This is a genomic window from Columbia Basin potato purple top phytoplasma (assembly GCF_028595955.1).
Lineage (GTDB): Bacteria > Bacillota_I > Bacilli_A > Acholeplasmatales > Acholeplasmataceae > Phytoplasma.
This window is the reverse complement of sequence record NZ_JANHJP010000001.1, coordinates 66,394-83,828: the sequence shown is the minus strand read 5'-3', so window position 1 is coordinate 83,828 and position 17,435 is coordinate 66,394. Positions and strand designations below refer to the sequence as shown.

The window sequence follows — 17,435 nt, the reverse complement described above, 5'->3', positions numbered from 1 at the left end:
AATGGAAAAAAGAAATGACAAAATGGTTAAATAATTTAAATGAACAACAAAAAGCAGCGATTGAAACTAATAAAAAAGCTGTTTATGTTCATGCTGGAGCTGGCACAGGAAAAACAACAACTTTAACAAATAAAATTATTCATTTAATAAATGAATTAAAAATTAAAGGCCAAAATATTTTAGTAGTTACTTTTACTAATAATGCTGCTAAAGAACTAAAAGAACGTTTAAAAAAAATGATCGAGCCTCATATTTTGCCCTCTTTAACAATTTCTACTTTTCATTCTTTGGGGCATCTTATTTTAAGAAAATACATTTCTTATTTAGATTTAAGCCCTTCTTTTTTTATTGCTGACGAACAAAAAAAAAGACAAATAATTCAAGAAATAATTAAAAATTTAAAATTAGATAAAGAATTATATAAACCAAAAGAAATTCAAAAAAAAATTTCTCGAATGAAAACAAATAAAATAAAAGCAGAAATTTATAAAGAACTAGATTTATCTAAAAATAGAAATGTTGAATCATTTTTAACTGATAAAGAAGAACAAATACTTCAACTTTACAATAAAAATTTAAAAAAAAATAATTTTGTAGATTTCGATGATTTAATTATTTATCCTTACAAATTATTAAAAAATAATTCTTCTATAGCTTCTTTTTATCAAAACAAATTTACTCATATTTTAGTAGATGAATTTCAAGATATTGATTTAATACAATATCAATTAATAAAAATAATAGGTCAAAATAATTTTGCTTTTGTAGTAGGAGATCCTAATCAAAACATATACAGTTTTAGAGGAGCAGATGCTATTTGTAATAAATTATTTCTAGAAAATTTTAAAGCTGATATTTTTTATTTAAAACAAAATTATCGTTCTACTCAAAATATTTTAGATAAAGCTAATCTTTTAATAAAATATAATTATCATAATAAAAATAATGCTTTTCAAACGAATCTTAAAACAAATCTTAAAAACAATACATCAGAGGAGGGTAAAAAAATACATCATTATCATTATTTTAATGATGCCCAAAAAGAAGCTAAATTTATTGTTACCGAAATCAAAAATTTAGTTAATAACAAAAAATATAATTATAAAGATATAGCGATTTTATATAGAAGCAATAATCTTTATAAAGAAATAGAAAATAGTTTGAATATCCAAGATATACCTTATGTTATCAATAAAGCAATACCTTTATATAACAAAAAAGAAATAAAAGATTTCATTTCTTATTTAAGAGTTCTGTATTTTTTGAAAAACGATTCCGATTTCAAAAGAATTATTAATACTCCGTCACGTCAAATAGGAAAAACTACAATACAAACATTAGAACAAATAGCTAATCAAAAAAAAATTTCTTTGTTCGAAGCCATGGATCATGTATCTGATGAAAATAAAATTAAAATAAAAATTAATAATTTAAAGAATATCTTTCAAAAACTATTAAATGTCTTTTATGATGAAACAAAATGTAATTTATCTAATGTTATTTTTTTAATTGATGAAATTATTCAATATTCTAACACTTTATCTAAAAATAAAGAAGAAAATACAAAAATTAAAAATAATTTAACTAATTTACAAAAAATTTTTGATGAAGAAAACAAAAAACAAACTCAAGGTACTTTTTTAGAAAAATTAATTATTTTATTAAATAAAATAATTTTGTCTAGTGAAAAAGACAATAATAATCAAGATAAAATCCTTTTATCTTCTATCCACAAAGTAAAAGGATTAGAATTTAAAGTTGTTTTTGCTATAGGTTGGGATAACAAAATTTCTAAATATAATAAAAATAATATGTCATCAGGCGATAATGAAATTCAAGAAGAAAGACGCATTGCTTATGTTGCGATAACAAGAGCAAAAGAATTACTATATCTTACTAGCTCTAAATATAGATTTTTAGAAGGTCAAAAAGTATTGCGTGAACCTGTCTCTTTTTTAAAAGAAATGGAATTATCCGAACTAGAAGAACAAAAAAATGAAGATAAAAATACAGAAAATAAACACAAATACAAAAAAATTTTCAAAAATGAAACAATATATAAAACAGGAGATAAAATTATACATAAAACCTTTGGAAAAGGATTGATTATTTCAATAAACAAAGATGTTTTAACTATTATTTTTTCTAAAGATCATGGCATAAAAAAAATCCTTATTACTCATTCTTCTTTAGAAAAAATTTAATTATTTATCACCATTTCTTTTTTTAAATATAAAAAAAATATATTAATATAATTATAGTTTAAATTATTGATATTAATAAATTTTATTTTTTTTAATAATCTTTCATTAACAAATATTTTTTTATTTATTTTTTAAAAAAATATTTTATAGAAAGCAACAAAAATGTGCTTATCGAAACAATTAAAAACATTTCCTGATATGCCAGGATGTTATTTATTTAAAGACAAAAATCAAAATATAATTTATATTGGTAAGGCTAAAAATTTAAAAAATAGAATTAAAAGTTATTACCAAGGTTCTCATAATCGCAAAACTAATCTTTTAATTTCAGAAACTACCAATGTAAATTATATTTTAACCAATAATGAATTAGAAGCTCTAATATTAGAGTCTAATTTAATTAAAAAATATACACCTAAATATAATTTTAAATTAATAGATGACACTAGTTATCCTTATATTGAAATCACTAATGAAAAACATCCTAGATTAATATCGGTCAGATATAAAAATGTACCACCAAATAAAAAAATATTTGGGCCTTTTCCTAATAATGAAATTCTTAAAGAAACGATAAGCATATTATATAAAATTTATCCTTTAAGAAGGTGCCATCCTATAGATAAAAAAGCCTGTGTTTATTACCATATCCAACAATGTTTAGGACCTTGTCATAATCCTCAAGTTGATTATAAAAAAAATATTGATGCCATAACAAAATTCTTAAAAGGCAATAGCAAAGAAATTATTACAAAAATAAAAAAATCTATGCAACAAGCTAGTAAAGCATTAGAATTCGAAAAAGCATTAGAATATAAAAAAATTTTATTTTCTTTAACAAAAATAACAGAAAAACAATTTATTAATAATATAATTAAAAATAAAAGTTGTGATATTATTGCGAGTTATTTTAATCAAAACGAAATATCTTTATGCATATTAAGATTAAATAAAGGAAATATTTTTGATCATCATCAAATAATTTTATCTTATGTAGGAGATGCAGAAAACAACATTATTACTTATTTAAATTTATATTATCAAGAACAAATTATTCCTGAAGAAATTATTTTAGGTTCAGAGTTAAATAAAGAAAAATCAAAAATTCAAAAATTATTAAAAACAAAAATAACTATTCCTTTGAAAAAAAATAATAAATTTCATTTATATCAATTATCTTTAAAAAATGCTAAACAAAACCTTTTGAAAAATAATTTAATTCATAAATCCAAATTCCAAATAATGCAAGATCATATTTATGAATTATCAACTTTCTTAAATAAAAATATTAATCATATTGAAATTTTTGACAATTCACATTTATTTGAACAATCTTTTGTATCAGCTATGGTTGTATTTAAAAATTTTCAATTCGACAAAAAAAGTTATCGTAAATTTCATATAGAAAAAGAATTTCAAAATGACTACAGTTCTTTTGAATATGTATTACAAAAACGTTATAAAAAGCTTTTGAATATAAAAGCTCCTTTACCGGATCTAATTTTAATAGACGGAGGACAAGGACAATTTAATGTTTGTTTTCAAACTTTAAAAGACATGAATTTAAATATTTTGTTAGGAGCATTAAAAAAAAATAAAAAACATCAATTAGAAGCTTTAATCACAGAAAAAGGTATTTTTTATTTAAATTCCGAGAATAAAATATTTCGTTTTTTATTGCAATTAAGCGCAGAAGTACATCGTTTTGTTTTAAATTTTCATAAAAAAACTAAACAAAAAAACATAAAAAATTTTTTATCTTATGTTCCGCAAATAGGAATAAAACAATATCAAAAATTATTAGAAAATTTTAAAGATATAGAAGAAATCAAAAAAGCTCCTTATGAAGAATTTCAAAAATTAAATATTCCTTATAATGTGTTTATTAAACTTAAAAAAAATATATAAAAATATTTTCAAATACAAAACTAAGAAAGCAATGTTAATATATCCCATGAACAATAATCAAATGATAAAAATTAGAGGCGCTAGAGTTAATAATTTAAAAAATATTAACCTAGATATTCCTAAATTTAAATTTATTGCAGTCACTGGTGTTTCGGGCTCAGGTAAATCTTCTTTAGTTTTCGATACTTTATATCAAGAAGGTAAAAGAAAATATATAGAATCTCTTGATTCTGCTTCAAGACGATTTTTAGGCAATTTTAAAAAACCAGATGTTGATCAAATCGAAGGTTTATGCCCGTCTATTCACATTGAAAAAAAAATAATGTCTCATAACATACGTTCTAACGTAGGGACCATGACAGAAATTTACGATTATCTGCGATTATTATACGCTAATATTTCTATTCCTTACCATCCCATTACAAACGAACCAATCCAAAATCAAAATTTAGAAGAAATTGCTGAAAAAATTTTAAAATTTCAAATAAATTCTAAAATTTTTATTTTAGCGCCATACATAGAAGAAGAAAAAGGAACACATAAAAAACTTTTACAAAAATTAAAAAAAGATGGTTTCCTAAATTTAATTATCGATGATCAAATATTATCTTTAAATAACAATTTACCTTCATTGGATCCAGACAAAAATCATAACATTTATATAATTATAGATCGTTTAAAAATAAAGAAAGATAACAAAGAAAGATTATATGACTCTTTAGAATTATCTTTTTCTTTGGTTTCTGATAAAGTTTTTATATTTCAAGATCCCAAAATTTTTAAATTTTATCGTAATTATTCTAAAATTGATAATGATTTGATTATTCCAAAAAGAGACATAAAATTATTTTCTTTTAAGCATTCTTATGGATTTTGTACTAATTGTAAAGGAATAGGAATCAAAAAAACAATAGATCCCAAATTGACCGTTCGTTTAGATAAATCTATAAAAAATGGGGGGATCATACCTTATTTCTGTCATAAAGAATTATATACTCAAATACATGATTTAAAATCTTTTTGTGAACATAATAACATCAATATGAATGTACCTTTAAAAAAATTAGATACTCAATCATTAAATATTCTTCTTTATAAAAATAAAGATAAACTTTCTAAAGAAAATGATAATTTTAATACTCTTGATATGGGAGTTATTAATGTTTTAGAATATTATTATAATTTAGAAAATAATAAAAATAATATTAATTGGTTTATCGATTTATTTATGTCTCAAAAAAAATGCAATCTATGTTTAGGTGCGCGTTTAAACCAAGGAGCTTTATTATTCAAAATTCAAAACAAAAATATTTATGAGTTAACTCAATTAACTATAGAAAATTTATTAGTTTTTTTTCAAAATTTAAAATTAACCAATGAAGACAAACAAATATCAAATTTAATTTTTCAAGAAATATTAAATAGACTTAATTTTTTAAAAAATATTGGTTTAGATTACTTAACTTTAAATCATTATAGTAAAAATTTATCTGGCGGAGAAATACAAAGAATTAAATTAGTTAATCAAATTAGTAAAAAATTATCAGGAGTCTTATATACATTAGATAATCCTTCCATCGGATTACACCCTAAAGATAACGAAAAATTAATCAAATCTTTAAAAACAATTAAAAATTTAGGTAACACAGTTTTAGTAATAGAACGCGATCTTAATACAATTTTAGAGGCTGATTATGTTATAGATATGGGATTATTATCAGGAAATAAAGGAGGAGAAATAATAGCTTATGGTTCTCCTCAAGAAATTATGCAAAATAAACAAAGTTTAACAGGGCAATATCTTTCTGGCGAAAAAATAATTGATATTCCAAAACAAAGAAACCCAATTAATCATCATAAAACAATTAAAATAAAAAATATTTATGACAATAATTTAAAAAATATTAATGTTATTTTTCCTTTAGAAATTTTTACAATTATTACAGGTGTATCAGGTTCAGGGAAATCAACTTTATTACAAAAAATTTTATCTTTGGATCTTCGAAAACAAAATTTTGTAGAAAAATTAGAAAACAAAAAAAATATATTATTAAATAAATATAATAATATTCCGAAAATTATTAAAATTATTACTTCTTCAATAGGAAAAAAAAATAAAAGTAATTTGGCAGCTTATACTAAAATTTTTGATAATATTAAAAATTTATTGGCAAGCACTACAGAAGCTAAAATAAAAGGATATGCTAAAAATCATTTTTCTTTCAATAATATCAAAGGACGTTGCGAATATTGTTCTGGTCAAGGAATGAAGAAAAAAAATATGTATTTTCTGCCTGATGTTTTTATTAAATGCAAAAAATGCAATGGTCAAAAATTTAATAAAGAAATATTACAAATCAAATACAAAGACAAAAATATTGCTGATATTTTAAATATGAAAGTTGAAGAAGCTTTTTTATTTTTTGCTAATTTCCCCATTATTAAATTTCAACTAAAAATTTTAAAAGAAATAGGTTTAGAACACATCATTTTGGGTCAAGAATTTACAACTATTTCAGATGGGGAATTTCAAAGAATTCAATTAGCTTATGAATTAGCTAAACAAAAAAATAGAAATACTATTTATATATTAGATGAACCGACTATAGGATTACATTCAGAAGATGTGAAAAAATTCATTGATATAATTCATTATATAATTAAAAACCAAAAAGCTACAATTATTATGATCGAACATAATTTAGATGTAATTAAGAATGCTGATTATATTATCGATTTAGGGCCTCAAGGAGGGCCTAACGGCGGATATATAATGGCTGAAGGAACTCCCGAAGAAATAAGCCGAAATCCTCAAAGTTATACAGGACAATATTTAAAAAAAATATTAAATCTAAAATAAATAAAAAATAAGGTCAAAATCATATGACATTCAAGATTAAAACTTTATACAAACCAAGTGGCGATCAACCTACAGCTATCAAAAAAATACTTTCTAACTTTCAAAAACAGATCAAAGAACAAATTATTTTAGGTGCTACAGGTACAGGAAAAACTTTTACCATAGCCAATGTAATCCAAAAATTAAATCAAAACACTTTAATTATTGTTCATAATAAAACTTTGGCGGGGCAATTATATAATGAACTAAAAGAAATATTTCCAGAAAACAAAATAGAATATTTTATTTCTTATTATGATTATTATCAACCAGAAGCTTATGTTGTGTCTAGTGATACTTATATTAAAAAAACATCTAAAATAAATGGAGAAATAGATCAATTACGTCATAGAACAATTAATTCTTTAATTTATGGTTCAAAAGTTATTGTTATTTCCTCTGTATCTTGTATTTATGGCATAGGAGATATAAATGATTATAAATTATATGTTCTTTATTTAGAAAGAAACAAAAATTATTCTTTAAAAGATATATCCAAACAATTGGTAGAAATGCAATATAAAAGAAATGATGTCGAATTTGACAGAGGTACTTTTAGAATTAAAGGCAATAATTTAGAAATTATTTTATCTTCAGAAAATAAAAAAGGTATCAGAATTATATTTGATAACGAAGAAATTGAACAAATACAAATTTTTAATATTCCGAAAGGAGATATAATCGAAAATTTAAACAATATAACTATTTTTCCGGCTTCTCTTTATATGGCAAATAAACAAAAAATAAAAGAAACTATTAAAAGAATTCAAACAGAATTAAATGAACGTATTCAATATTTTAAAGAAAAAAATAAATTAGTAGAAATGCAAAATCTTAAAAAGAGAATAACAAATGATATTGAAATGTTGCAACAAATAGGTTATTGCAGTAGTATTGAAAACTATTCTCGTCATTTATCTCTAAAAAAACAAGGAGAAGCCCCTACAACTTTAATTGATTATTTTAATAAAAATTTTTTAACTATTATTGATGAATCCCATGTTACAATACCTCAAATTAAAGGAATGTACGCTGGCGATCGTTCTAGAAAACAAAATTTAGTAAAATATGGTTTTTGCTTGCCTAGTGCTTTAGATAATAGACCTCTAATGTTTTCTGAATTTGAAAAAAAATTAGACAAAGTAATTTATTTATCGGCTACTCCAGGAGATTATGAACTCGAAAAAAAAATTCCTATTATAGAACAAATTATTAGACCTACTTTTATTTTAGATCCAGAAATAGAAGTTAGACCAACCAAAAACCAAATTGAAGATTTATATTTTGAAATAAAAAAAAGAGCAAAAAAAAATGAAAGAACTTTAGTTACAACAATAACTATCAATATGAGTGAAGAGTTAACTAATTATTTAAAAAAAATAGGAATTAAAGTAACTTATTTGCACAGTAAAATAAAATCTCTTGAAAGAATGATTATTTTAAAACAACTTAGATCAGGTATATACGACTGTTTAATTGGTGTAAATTTATTAAGAGAAGGATTAGATTTACCAGAAGTTTCTTTGGTGGCTATTTTAGACGCTGATAAAACAGGTTTTTTAAGAAGCGAAAAAAGTTTAATCCAAACTATAGGTAGAGCGGCAAGAAATACTAAAGGAAAAGTTATCATGTACGGAGATGAAATGACAATTGCCATGAAAATAGCTATTAAAGAAACGCTACGTCGTCGTCGAATACAAGAAAATTATAACTCAAAGAATAATCTTATACCATCTGTTATTCATAAAAATAAAACAAAAACAACAGATATTAATAAAGATAAAAATGAAAAAATAGAATCTTTATTATTTGATAATAATAAACCTCATAAAAATTATAATTTAAAAGAACTTAAAAAATTAATGATAAAAGCTTCTAAAAAATTAGATTTTGAAAAAGCAGTTTTTTATAGAAATTTAATTATAAAATTAGAAAATGAAAAAACAGAAAAATGAAATTTAATGTTAAAAATAAAATTGTTTTATAATATCTTTAATCATAAAATAGGTTAAAAATTTTAAATATTTAAAAATATAATCAATTTTAAACATACTTTTTTTATTGATATTACAAGTTAGGATATTTTTGCTTTCATAAAATAAACAAAGGAAAAAAATAATAAAAAAGATCGTACTATTATAAAAATTTGTAAATTATTTAAAATAAATGATTTCAAATATAAAATAAAAATTTATAATCAAACAAACATCCTATATATCCGCTCTCAAATCAAAAATTAAATATTATTAATTTAAATTTGTTATAATAATAGATATTTACATAAAATAAAAATATTTGATTATATCAAAATATTAATGATAATTTATATATAATCAAAAATAAAGATCAAATAATAAATGAATAAAATAAATAAAAAAAATAAAAATATAAAAGTAGTTTCAACATCTACCAGTTGCTTAGATCATTGTTTTTATGATATCGGAGATATTGATCTAGTTAGAATTAGAATTTATATAAATAAAAAAGAATATATTGATGGCAAAACTATAAAAACTAAAGATTTTTATAATATTTTAAGTAAAAAAAATAATTTAGATATTAAAACATCTCAACCTCCTATTGGTGAATTAGTTTGTTATTTTAATGATATAGCAAAAAAAGGTTATCAAACGGCTTTTGTAACAACTCTTTCTAAAAAATTAAGTGGTAGTTATAATACTATTTGCCAAGTACAAAAACAATTAAAAGATAAAATAAACATAATTGTTTACAACACTAATACTGTTTGTTTTTCTGAAGGATATTTTGCTTTAGAAGCAAGGCGTTTATTCGATCGAGGAGCTTCTATAGAAGAAGTGACCCAACATTTAGATTTTATAAAAAAAAATAATACTATTTTTTTTATAGTAGGCACTTTAAAGCAACTAATTAGAAATGGCCGTTTAAGTAAAACAAAGGGTTTTTTAGGCAGATTGTTAAGAATTAAACCTATTTTACAAGTGAATGATAAAGGCGAAATTGTTTTAATTGAAAAAAGAATAACTATAGATAAAGTTTTTGCTTCTATTTTAGATAAAATTAAAAAATATACGGCTAATAAAAAATTTTTAATTCATCTTTTAACTGCTGGTTATACTCCTTTTAAAGAAAAATTTAAAACACTTTTAGAAAAAGAATTTAATTTAAAGAATATTATAGAAATACCTTCGACTCCTTCTATTGGTGCTCATATAGGAGATAATGCTTTAGGAGTTGGAATAATAATTTTGAAACCTTAATACAAAAATGAATTAAAAAGGTATAATTTTTTTGATGAAAAATTATAATCAAGAAAAAATCAAAATCCAAAAAGCACAAAAAATATTAAAAAAAATAAAACAAAAAGGATTTGAAGCTTTTATTGTAGGCGGAACAGTAAGAGATATAATTTTACAAAAACCTATAGAAGATATAGATATAACTACTAATGCTCATTATGAAGAAATAAAGCAATTTTTATTTTGTAAAAAGAAAAATATAAAATATGGTTCGTTTGAAATTATTTTTGAAAAAGAAAAATTCGAAGTCACTACTTATAGAAAAGAAGGTCCTTATTTAAATCACAGAAACCCTTCTTATATTGAATTTATCAAAGATATTAAAAAAGATTTAAAAAGGCGTGATTTTACTATTAATAGTTTTCTAATGAATGAAAAAAACGAAATCATCGATTATTTAAAGGGTTTAGACGACCTAAAACAAAAACAAATAAAAACTATCGGAGATCCTTACACAAAATTAACAGAAGACGCTTTGAGAATGATGCGTATTTTTAGTCTTCAAGCTAAAACTAATTTCGAAATAGAAAAAGAAACTAAAAAAACTTTAAAAAATAATATTTTTTTAATAACTAATATAAAACCTCATGAGATTATTAGAGAATTAAAAAAAATAACAAAACAAAAGTTTTTTCAAAAAGCTTTTTTATCTTTAAAAGAGACTAACGCTATTTCTTTTTTAAAAGAATTTAAAGAAGGAATTCTTTTTGTAATTGAAAAAAAAATTAAAACAATAAATCCAGAATCTTTTTTAGATTTGTCTTTTATTTTGAATCCTAACATAATAAATTCTTTTGTTTTCAGTGAAGAAGAAAAAAAAAGATTTCAAAAATTAATGTTATTGTACCACGACAATAAAAAAATTAATTATTTTATATGAATTAAAATTATATTCTTACAAAAAGAGGTAACAAAATATGAATCAAACTTTATTTTTAAAAGATAAACAAATAAATGAAAAAATTTCTTTTGTAGGAAAAATAACTAGTATTAATAAAGGGGAAAATTTTTTTAATGTTGATCTTTTATTAAAAGAAAATTTTAATATTAATATTAAATTAGATTCTTCTTTTGAAATACCAAAAAAAGAAAAAATATACTTATTTGAAACAGAATATAAAACCAAAAAAGAAAAAAAATTTTTAACATGTATAAAATTTAATATAATAGAAGAAATTTTAGATTTAAAACAAATATATTATTATTATAATCATTTTTTCAAATGTTCACCTATTTCATTTGAAATGTTGAATGAACAAATAACTATTTTTTTATCTAATGTTAAAAATCCTGTTTTAAAAAAAATAACTCATAGTTTATATTCCAAAAATAAAATATTTTTTTTAATTTCGCCAGCAGCTTGTAAAATGCATCATGATTTCTATGGAGGTTTAGGATATCATACTCTCAATATGTTAAAAATATCTAAACATTATACTGAAATATATCCTTTTTTGAATAAAGATCTCTTAACTTGTGGTATCATTTTACATGATATGGCTAAAATATTAGAATTTAATTTTTTATCTAAAAGTTATACAAAAGAAGGAATTTTATTAGGACATTTGATTTTAGGAGTTAATAATATTCATGCAGAAGCTCTTTTATTAGGATTACAAAATACAGAAGAAGTTTTGCTTTTAAAACATTTGTTAATTTCTCACCATGGTTTGTTAAAATATGGTTCATCAAAAGAACCTAAAACTGGAGAAGCTCTTTTATTATGGTATTTAGATGATATAGATTCTAAATTTCACACTTTGAATGAAAAAATAGAACAAACTAAAAAAGGGGAATTTACCGAAAATTTATCTGTTATAGATGGTAAATCTTTTTATAATCCTGATTTGTAATCTTAGTCATAAAATAATTTCGATTATTCCAAAAAATATAATAAAAATAATCAAAAATTATTGCTTTTTTCCAAAATGTATAAAGAAAGGTTTTATCAAATTTACAATGTACAAAAATAAAACAAATATAGATTTAGACTTTATAATTAATCAAAACAAAACAATTTTAATTGATTTCTTTGCCTCTTGGTGTGGACCTTGTCAAAAATTAATGCCAATTTTAGAAGTTTTTTCTAAAGAAAATCCAAACATAAAATTAATCAAACTAGATGGCGATTTATATCCTGATTATATGAATCAATATAATATTAAAAGTTTTCCTACTTTAATTTTATTTAGAGATGGGAAAGAAATCAAAAGAAAAATAGGTTATTGTTCAAAAGAAGAATTAATATCTTTTGTTAAGTAATTTATTTTTTGATACTTTTTTAAAAAACTACATTATTAAAATAAAAATTAATAAATAATAAAAAATATTTCAGAATTATAAAAAAAACAATTTTAAAATTTTTTAACAAAAATAAATTACTTTTTTTATAAATTTATTTTTAATATAAATAATGTTAAAATTAACTAGGATGTGCACATTTAAAATTATTTTTATTTTTTCGAATTTTTTTATTTTTTGATATTTAATTATCATGAAAAATTTTTATATAAATATTTTTCTATGTAATAAAAAATAAATTATTTAAAAAAAATAATAATTTTCTTATAAAAATTAATTTTATAAAATAATAAATTTGATAAAAATAAAATTTACTTGTAACAAAATATAACATATTTTTACACATTTAATATAATAATAAATGGAGTTCAAATTAATAAATGAAACTAAATAAATGTTATTGAATTCAATTTAATATGGAAAAAAATTTGAGAAAGATGAGTTATTATAGAACTTTATTATGAAAGATAATAAAAATAAAAAAATAAGTGTTTTAGGTTTACCTATTCATATAATTTTTGGTATTTTATTTATATTTTGTATCACAACTTATTTAGCTTTTAAAGAAAGAAAATTAACAGACTTCAATCCGGAAATATGGCATAAAATGATATTTATATTATTATTTTCAATGCTTTTAAGTGGTGTATTAAAAGCAATAGGAAATAACACTCCTATCCTAAGAAATATAGGAGGCGGAGCTATTTTATGTTTGCTTGTTCCTTCATTTATTTTTAGCAATGCAATAATAAAATCTAACGAATGGGCTCAATTTACAAAAATATTTAAAGATAATAAAAATTTTGTTAATAGTGCTTCTTTAATGGGTTTTTCTGAATTTTTTGTTGCTTTTTTAGTTACTGGCAGTCTTTTAAGCATTAATAAAAATGTTTTAAAAAATGCTATTCAAAAATTTTTACCATTAGTTCTTATTTCTTTATTTATATCCTCTTTAATAGTTGGGACCATAGGTTTTTTCTTGAAACCAATAAAAGATGTAGGTATATCTGGAATTAGCCCAGATCGTTCATTTTTAAATGCTATTTGTTTTATTTTTATTCCTATTTCTTGTGGAGGAATCACATGCGGAATAATTCCTCTTACGAAAATAATGAGTCAAGGTAGTGCCGATTTAGAAACAAAATTTTCATCAATTATTATGCCTTCTTTAATAGTGGGGGGGATTATGAGTGTTATTGTAAGTGGATTGATTAAATCTTTTTTTAGAAACAGTAAATATAATTCGCCTACAGGACAACTTGAAAAAGAAATATTGTCTGAAAATAAAAATACTAACATAAAAAAAACAGAATCTAAAGAAGACGACAATATTAGTTATGATAAAATAAAAACTGGTTTCGTAATTGTTTTTGCTTTATACGTTTTAAGTTCCTTATTAAGATATTCAACTGTCATTTTATTACAAAGTGTATTAAAAAATGCATCTAATTTAGTTCCGCCAATTATTGTTTTTTTAGTATTAGTTATTTTCTTATTAAAATTGTCTGATTTAATTCCTTCTTATTATGTTGAAAGAGTTAATCAAGCTTCTAAATTTGTAACAACTCATTTTTCAGACGCTATTTTAATTATAGTTGGTATAGGACTTAACTTTAATGCATTCGTAAATAAATGCAAAGACTTACCTTTTATAATTACTTGTTTATGTTGCGTTATTTCTACAGCTTCAGCTGCTGCTTTTATAGGTAATAAAATAGGTTATTATCCAGTTCAATCTTCTATTTCTGCCGGACTTTGTGCTAATAGTATCGGTGGTGCTGGTAATCTAGCTATTTTAGAAGCTTCTGATTCAAAACAATTAATGCCTTTTGCTCAAATATCTACTCGTATAGGCGGAGATATTGTTGTTATTGTTACTAGTATTATTTTCCCTATTTTTTATCATTTAGTCTAAAAATTAAAAAATATTAAATATTATGAAATATTCAATTGATTCAAAAAATAAATCTCGAATTGATTTGTTTGACAAAAACAAACTAAAACATTTTTTAATAAATATAGCAATCAATTCAATAGAAACAGAATTGTTATGTTATCCATCTTTAGGACTTGTTTCTTTTCGAGATTCTGGTTGTCATTTGGATATGAATATCAAAACTTTTTTAAGTTCTAAAGATACTTTTTATGATTATTTCGAAGAAATAAGTGATTTATGTATCAATTCGAAAGAACTAAACTTTAATAAATTAAGACAATTAGGCATTAAACAAGAAAAAAGAATGTTTTGTGCTACTAATAATATAAATACTCACAAAGGATTAATTTTTTCTTTTGGTATAGTTTTTTATATAACTTTTTATAGTTTAATTAATAATATTGATTTTTCTTGTTGGAGTGATAAAATCAAAAAATTTACAAAACCTTTAGAAAATGATTTTTTATTTTTCAAAAACAAAACTAAAGGTGAACAAATCTTCCAAAAATACGGTATATTAGGAGCTCGTGGAGAAGCTTTATCAGGATATCACAACATTTTCGTTAAAGGTTTACCTTTTTTAAAAAAATGTTGCGATAAATATCCGAATTTAAAAAAAAATGAATTATATTTATGTTTGTTAATTTTTTATTTAAAAGAAATTAATGATACTACTTTAATTTCTAAAATAGGTTATAAAAAAAATCAAGAAATAAAAGAAAATTTTCGAAAATTAATTGATGTTTTAGAAAACATAAATTTTGAATTATTTTTAAAAAAAATCATAAAACACAATGATTTTTACAAAAAAGAAAATATATCGCCTGGAGGATGTGCCGATCTTTCTGTCATAACTTTATTTTTATTTTATTTTTATAATTCAAAGAAATAAACATCCTCTTTTATAAAAAAACAAAAATTTTTAAATTTATATAAGCATTTTTTAAAAAGTGATCAAAATTATTACTTTTTTTAATATTTTTTTGAATTTTTAATTTTACAAATATAAAAAAGGTCGTTTTAGAATGGAAAATATTAAAAAACATATAAAACAATTAAGTTTAAATCCTCTAAGTGTTATTGTAAGAACTAAAACTTATGAAGATGCTCAAAAAGTATTAAAGAATACATTGGAAAATGGTTTTCTTTTTGCAGAAATAACTTTAACTGTGCCTAACGCTTATGAATTAATCCAAGAAAGTAGTAAAAAATATCCTAAAGCTTATATCGGTGCAGGTACTGTTTTAACTTTAGAAGAAGCAAAAATATCTATAGAAAAAGGAGCTAAATATTTAGTATCCCCTGTTTATAGCGAAGAAATTTTAAAATGGTCTTTAGATAATGATATTTTATACATACCAGGGGTTATGACTGTTAACGAAATGTATCACGTTACTCAAAGTGGAGCGCAAATATTTAAATTTTACCCTGCTGTTTCTTTAAAACCAGAAACTTTAAAATTAATAAAAAATCCTTTTCCTAATTTTAAAATATTAGCAACTGGAGGAATTAATTTAAATAATATTGAAAATTATTTTGATTCTGGTGTTTTAGCTGTAGGTATTACTGGTATTTTAGGTGGTATTTCTGATATAGTAGATGAAAAAATAATATCTAATTTAGCATCTAAATATGTACAAATTATTAATAAAATAATTCAAAAAAGAGGTAAATCTTTAAATGAATAATAATTATGAAAATATTAATTCTGATCAAATAGTATTTTGTGGATCTTTAGCATCAAGTGATTGTTTAGTGACTATTGAACCTAATAAAGAAAATAAAATAAATATTTCAATAGAATCTCCTTTTATTCGTCAATTTGGAAAAAGAATAAAAAAATTATCTTTAGATATTCTTGAAGAAAGAAAAATTTCATCTTGTAATTTAATAATCCAAGATCAAGGCGCAATTGATGAAGTTATAAAATCTAGAATTGTTACAGCTTTAGATAGAATGAAAAAAAAAGAAAATAATAAAAAAATTTAATAAAGAGAGAATGGGCAAAATGAAAAAAAATAGAAAAACTATGTTATTTGTTCCGGGTAATACTCCTTCTTTATTTAAAGATGTTATTTCTTATGAAATTGATACTGTAATGTTTGATTTAGAAGATTCTATCAGCGTTGAAGAAAAAGATTCTGCTAGAGAATTAACTAAAAATATGATTAATTTTTTTAATTATAATCAATACAATATCGAAGTGGCTGTCAGAATTAATCATTTTGATACAATATTTTACGAAGAAGATTTAAAAGTTATGGTATCGGAATCTAAAACAAATATATTACGTTTGCCTAAAATTGAAACCAAAGAAGATGTTTTAAAAATTATAAGCGATATAGAAAAATTAGAAAAACAATTTAATAGAAAAGAAGAAATTAAATTATTTTGCGCATTAGAAAGTGCAAAAGGTATTTTAAACGCTTATGAAATAGCGACTTCATCCAAAAGAGTTGTTGGAATCGCTTTAGGTGGGGTTGATTATTTATTAAATTTACAAGCTGTAAAAACAAATTCAAGACATGAATTATTATTTGCTCGCCAAATGATTGTTCATGCTGCTAGAGCCGCTAATATTGATGCTTTTGATTGTATTTATAGCAATATTCAGGATTTAAAAGGCTTAATCCAAGAAACTCAATTTGCAAAAGAATTAGGGTTTAATGGTAAATCAGCTATTCATCCTAATCAATTACCTATTATTAATAATATTTTTACCCCTAATAAAAAAGAAATATCTGAATCTTTAAAAATTTTACATGCATACAAAGAACACCAACAATCTAATAAAGGTGTATTTTCTATAGAAGGACAAATGATAGATAAACCTGTTATACAACATGCAGAAAATATTTTAATGAGAGCAAATATAAAAAACCCTTTAATTTAATTAATATTATTAAAAA

At 21.9% G+C, this 17,435-nt stretch carries 13 protein-coding genes; all 13 read left to right on the top strand.

Going from position 1 to position 17,435, the window contains the following annotated elements; all coding sequences use genetic code 11:
- Positions 1 to 14 precede the first annotated feature (14 nt).
- The 13 genes from M8044_RS00325 (at position 15) to M8044_RS00265 (ending at position 17,419) form a co-directional block, all read left to right on the top strand.
- Positions 15 to 2,204 (top strand): ATP-dependent helicase, encoded by a 2,190-nt coding sequence (locus M8044_RS00325; RefSeq protein WP_273585084.1) that lies wholly within the window; start codon positions 15 to 17, stop codon positions 2,202 to 2,204.
- Between the two features lie 162 nt (positions 2,205 to 2,366).
- A complete protein-coding gene (gene uvrC / locus M8044_RS00320; protein ID WP_273585083.1) occupies positions 2,367 to 4,112 on the top strand; it encodes an excinuclease ABC subunit UvrC in 1,746 nt (581 codons plus the stop codon).
- 46 nt (positions 4,113 to 4,158) lie between these two features.
- Positions 4,159 to 6,972 carry an excinuclease ABC subunit UvrA gene (gene uvrA, locus M8044_RS00315; protein ID WP_273585082.1) on the top strand — a complete coding sequence of 938 codons (2,814 nt, stop codon included), beginning with the start codon at positions 4,159 to 4,161 and terminating at the stop codon, positions 6,970 to 6,972.
- Between the two features lie 23 nt (positions 6,973 to 6,995).
- Complete coding sequence (gene uvrB / locus M8044_RS00310) at positions 6,996 to 8,966, top strand: excinuclease ABC subunit UvrB (RefSeq protein WP_273585081.1); 1,971 nt, start codon at positions 6,996 to 6,998, stop codon at positions 8,964 to 8,966.
- A 402-nt stretch (positions 8,967 to 9,368) separates the two neighbouring features.
- Positions 9,369 to 10,250: a DegV family protein gene (locus M8044_RS00305; protein ID WP_273585080.1), complete on the top strand. Its 882-nt coding sequence runs from the start codon at positions 9,369 to 9,371 to the stop codon at positions 10,248 to 10,250.
- Between the two features lie 34 nt (positions 10,251 to 10,284).
- Positions 10,285 to 11,169, top strand: coding sequence for a CCA tRNA nucleotidyltransferase (locus M8044_RS00300; protein ID WP_273585079.1), 885 nt, complete (start codon positions 10,285 to 10,287; stop codon positions 11,167 to 11,169).
- Positions 11,170 to 11,206: 37 nt separating this feature from the next.
- The gene (locus tag M8044_RS00295) at positions 11,207 to 12,142 is read left to right on the top strand and encodes an HD domain-containing protein (RefSeq protein ID WP_273585078.1); all 936 of its coding nucleotides are present in this window, start codon (positions 11,207 to 11,209) and stop codon (positions 12,140 to 12,142) included.
- Between the two features lie 106 nt (positions 12,143 to 12,248).
- Positions 12,249 to 12,551 (top strand): thioredoxin family protein, encoded by a 303-nt coding sequence (locus M8044_RS00290; RefSeq protein ID WP_273585077.1) that lies wholly within the window; start codon positions 12,249 to 12,251, stop codon positions 12,549 to 12,551.
- Between the two features lie 499 nt (positions 12,552 to 13,050).
- Positions 13,051 to 14,505 carry a 2-hydroxycarboxylate transporter family protein gene (locus M8044_RS00285; RefSeq protein WP_273585076.1) on the top strand — a complete coding sequence of 485 codons (1,455 nt, stop codon included), beginning with the start codon at positions 13,051 to 13,053 and terminating at the stop codon, positions 14,503 to 14,505.
- 22 nt (positions 14,506 to 14,527) lie between these two features.
- A complete protein-coding gene (locus M8044_RS00280) occupies positions 14,528 to 15,418 on the top strand; it encodes a triphosphoribosyl-dephospho-CoA synthase (RefSeq protein ID WP_273585075.1) in 891 nt (296 codons plus the stop codon).
- A 133-nt stretch (positions 15,419 to 15,551) separates the two neighbouring features.
- The gene (locus tag M8044_RS00275; protein ID WP_273585074.1) at positions 15,552 to 16,214 is read left to right on the top strand and encodes a bifunctional 4-hydroxy-2-oxoglutarate aldolase/2-dehydro-3-deoxy-phosphogluconate aldolase; all 663 of its coding nucleotides are present in this window, start codon (positions 15,552 to 15,554) and stop codon (positions 16,212 to 16,214) included.
- Positions 16,207 to 16,515: a citrate lyase acyl carrier protein gene (gene citD, locus M8044_RS00270; protein WP_273585073.1), complete on the top strand. Its 309-nt coding sequence runs from the start codon at positions 16,207 to 16,209 to the stop codon at positions 16,513 to 16,515. The genes M8044_RS00275 and citD overlap by 8 nt, the downstream gene beginning before the upstream one ends.
- A 19-nt stretch (positions 16,516 to 16,534) precedes the next feature.
- Positions 16,535 to 17,419: an aldolase/citrate lyase family protein gene (locus M8044_RS00265; protein WP_273585072.1), complete on the top strand. Its 885-nt coding sequence runs from the start codon at positions 16,535 to 16,537 to the stop codon at positions 17,417 to 17,419.
- Positions 17,420 to 17,435: the final 16 nt, after the last annotated feature.

Excerpts from the sequence above, each read along its gene's own strand:
- M8044_RS00265 (WP_273585072.1), top strand. The coding sequence starts at position 16,535 with ATGAAAAAAAATAGAAAAACTATGTTATTTGTTCCGGGTAATACTCCT.
- M8044_RS00275 (WP_273585074.1), top strand. The coding sequence starts at position 15,552 with ATGGAAAATATTAAAAAACATATAAAACAATTAAGTTTAAATCCTCTA.
- M8044_RS00325 (WP_273585084.1), top strand. The coding sequence starts at position 15 with ATGACAAAATGGTTAAATAATTTAAATGAACAACAAAAAGCAGCGATT.
- M8044_RS00305 (WP_273585080.1), top strand. The coding sequence starts at position 9,369 with ATGAATAAAATAAATAAAAAAAATAAAAATATAAAAGTAGTTTCAACA.
- M8044_RS00300 (WP_273585079.1), top strand. The coding sequence starts at position 10,285 with ATGAAAAATTATAATCAAGAAAAAATCAAAATCCAAAAAGCACAAAAA.
- M8044_RS00285 (WP_273585076.1), top strand. The coding sequence starts at position 13,051 with ATGAAAGATAATAAAAATAAAAAAATAAGTGTTTTAGGTTTACCTATT.
- M8044_RS00280 (WP_273585075.1), top strand. The coding sequence starts at position 14,528 with ATGAAATATTCAATTGATTCAAAAAATAAATCTCGAATTGATTTGTTT.
- M8044_RS00295 (WP_273585078.1), top strand. The coding sequence starts at position 11,207 with ATGAATCAAACTTTATTTTTAAAAGATAAACAAATAAATGAAAAAATT.
- uvrB (WP_273585081.1), top strand. The coding sequence starts at position 6,996 with ATGACATTCAAGATTAAAACTTTATACAAACCAAGTGGCGATCAACCT.
- uvrC (WP_273585083.1), top strand. The coding sequence starts at position 2,367 with ATGTGCTTATCGAAACAATTAAAAACATTTCCTGATATGCCAGGATGT.
- M8044_RS00290 (WP_273585077.1), top strand. The coding sequence starts at position 12,249 with ATGTACAAAAATAAAACAAATATAGATTTAGACTTTATAATTAATCAA.
- citD (WP_273585073.1), top strand. The coding sequence starts at position 16,207 with ATGAATAATAATTATGAAAATATTAATTCTGATCAAATAGTATTTTGT.
- uvrA (WP_273585082.1), top strand. The coding sequence starts at position 4,159 with ATGAACAATAATCAAATGATAAAAATTAGAGGCGCTAGAGTTAATAAT.